Raw genomic sequence first — 2,335 nt, 5'->3', positions numbered from 1 at the left:
ACAGTGATACTCGTTTGTGTGCGAGGTAAATATCCCATGAAAGTGAAGGTCAGCTTCAAAGTTGATTTCAGGCACTTTTATGGGGCCCGAAAAACATTCTTTACTTTATGAGCTAGCTTATGAGCTTGCGTATCAATCTTCAACTTTTTTGGAGAGTTTGATCCTGGCTCAGGACGAACGCTGGCGGCGTGCCTAATACATGCAAGTCGAGCGAACCGATGGAGTGCTTGCATTCCTGAGGTTAGCGGCGGACGGGTGAGTAACACGTAGGCAACCTGCCTGTACGACCGGGATAACTCCGGGAAACCGGAGCTAATACCGGATAGGATGCCGAACCGCATGGTTCGGCATGGAAAGGCCTTTGAGCCGCGTACAGATGGGCCTGCGGCGCATTAGCTAGTTGGTGGGGTAACGGCCTACCAAGGCGACGATGCGTAGCCGACCTGAGAGGGTGAACGGCCACACTGGGACTGAGACACGGCCCAGACTCCTACGGGAGGCAGCAGTAGGGAATCTTCCGCAATGGACGAAAGTCTGACGGAGCAACGCCGCGTGAGTGAGGAAGGTCTTCGGATCGTAAAACTCTGTTGTCAGGGAAGAACCGCCGGGATGACCTCCCGGTCTGACGGTACCTGACGAGAAAGCCCCGGCTAACTACGTGCCAGCAGCCGCGGTAATACGTAGGGGGCAAGCGTTGTCCGGAATTATTGGGCGTAAAGCGCGCGCAGGCGGCTTCTTAAGTCAGGTGTGAAAGCCCACGGCTCAACCGTGGAGGGCCATCTGAAACTGGGGAGCTTGAGTGCAGGAGAGGAGAGCGGAATTCCACGTGTAGCGGTGAAATGCGTAGAGATGTGGAGGAACACCAGTGGCGAAGGCGGCTCTCTGGCCTGTAACTGACGCTGAGGCGCGAAAGCGTGGGGAGCAAACAGGATTAGATACCCTGGTAGTCCACGCCGTAAACGATGAGTGCTAGGTGTTGGGGAGTCCACCTCCTCAGTGCCGCAGCTAACGCGATAAGCACTCCGCCTGGGGAGTACGGCCGCAAGGCTGAAACTCAAAGGAATTGACGGGGACCCGCACAAGCGGTGGAGCATGTGGTTTAATTCGAAGCAACGCGAAGAACCTTACCAGGGCTTGACATCCCGCTGACCCCTCCAGAGATGGAGGCTTCCTTCGGGACAGCGGTGACAGGTGGTGCATGGTTGTCGTCAGCTCGTGTCGTGAGATGTTGGGTTAAGTCCCGCAACGAGCGCAACCCTTGTCCTTTGTTGCCAGCATTCAGTTGGGCACTCTAAGGAGACTGCCGTCGACAAGACGGAGGAAGGTGGGGATGACGTCAAATCATCATGCCCCTTATGTCCTGGGCTACACACGTGCTACAATGGACGGTACAACGGGCGTGCCAACCCGCGAGGGTGAGCCAATCCCTAAAAACCGTTCTCAGTTCGGATTGCAGGCTGCAACTCGCCTGCATGAAGCCGGAATCGCTAGTAATCGCGGATCAGCATGCCGCGGTGAATACGTTCCCGGGTCTTGTACACACCGCCCGTCACACCACGAGAGTTTGCAACACCCGAAGTCGGTGAGGTAACCTTCTGGAGCCAGCCGCCGAAGGTGGGGCAGATGATTGGGGTGAAGTCGTAACAAGGTATCCGTACCGGAAGGTGCGGATGGATCACCTCCTTTCTACGGAGTCTCGGCACGCACGAGCATTCACTGTTCAGTTTTGAAGGAACTTCGTTCCTACAAAAAGAAAATATGAAGACGACCGATGAAAACATACAATGTTTTGTTAGAATGTCGGTATTTTCATTTACATTGTGGGGCTATAGCTCAGCTGGGAGAGCGCTACACTGGCAGTGTAGAGGTCAGCGGTTCGATCCCGCTTAGCTCCACCATACGATGTCTGGTGACGATAGCGAAGGGGTCACACCTGTTCCCATCCCGAACACAGAAGTTAAGCCCTTCAGCGCCGATGGTACTTGGGCGTATGCCCTGGGAGAGTAGGACGTTGCCAGGCTGGAATGAACGTATCTTTTTTGTTTGTGGGTTTTGCCTGTAAACAAAAAGTACGTACTCATTCTAAACCCATCATAGAAGTTGTACCTTGAAAACTGGATACAGAAGAAACACGCGCAAAACAAGGATTCCATAAAAGAAACCCTTCAATGTGGTTAAGCTACGAAGGGCGCACGGTGGATGCCTTGGCGCCAGGAGCCGATGAAGGACGTGGCAAACGACGAAACGCTTCGGGGAGCTGTAAGCAAGCGTTGATCCGGAGATGTCCGAATGGGGAAACCCACTTCCCGTAATGGGGAAGGACTCCTGCCTGAAT

At 54.3% G+C, this 2,335-nt stretch carries 1 tRNA gene and 3 rRNA genes (1 of these 4 only partly in view); all 4 read left to right on the top strand.

Going from position 1 to position 2,335, the window contains the following annotated elements:
• Positions 1–145: 145 nt before the first annotated feature.
• A 16S ribosomal RNA gene (locus ACH33_RS18395) occupies positions 146–1,686 on the top strand.
• A 136-nt stretch (positions 1,687–1,822) separates the two neighbouring features.
• Positions 1,823–1,898: transfer RNA gene (locus tag ACH33_RS18390), tRNA-Ala, on the top strand.
• 7 nt (positions 1,899–1,905) lie between these two features.
• Positions 1,906–2,020, top strand: a 5S ribosomal RNA gene (gene rrf, locus ACH33_RS18385).
• Between the two features lie 152 nt (positions 2,021–2,172).
• Positions 2,173–2,335: ribosomal RNA gene (locus tag ACH33_RS18380) — 23S ribosomal RNA — on the top strand (it continues 2,773 nt past the right edge of the window).
• Together the 16S, 23S and 5S rRNA genes with 1 tRNA gene alongside form the textbook arrangement of a ribosomal RNA operon.

The organism is Aneurinibacillus sp. XH2 (assembly GCF_001439585.2).
Classification (GTDB): Bacteria; Bacillota; Bacilli; order Aneurinibacillales; family Aneurinibacillaceae; genus Aneurinibacillus; species Aneurinibacillus thermoaerophilus.
The sequence above is the reverse complement of the archived record's forward strand: the minus strand, read 5'-3'. Positions and strand labels throughout refer to the sequence as shown.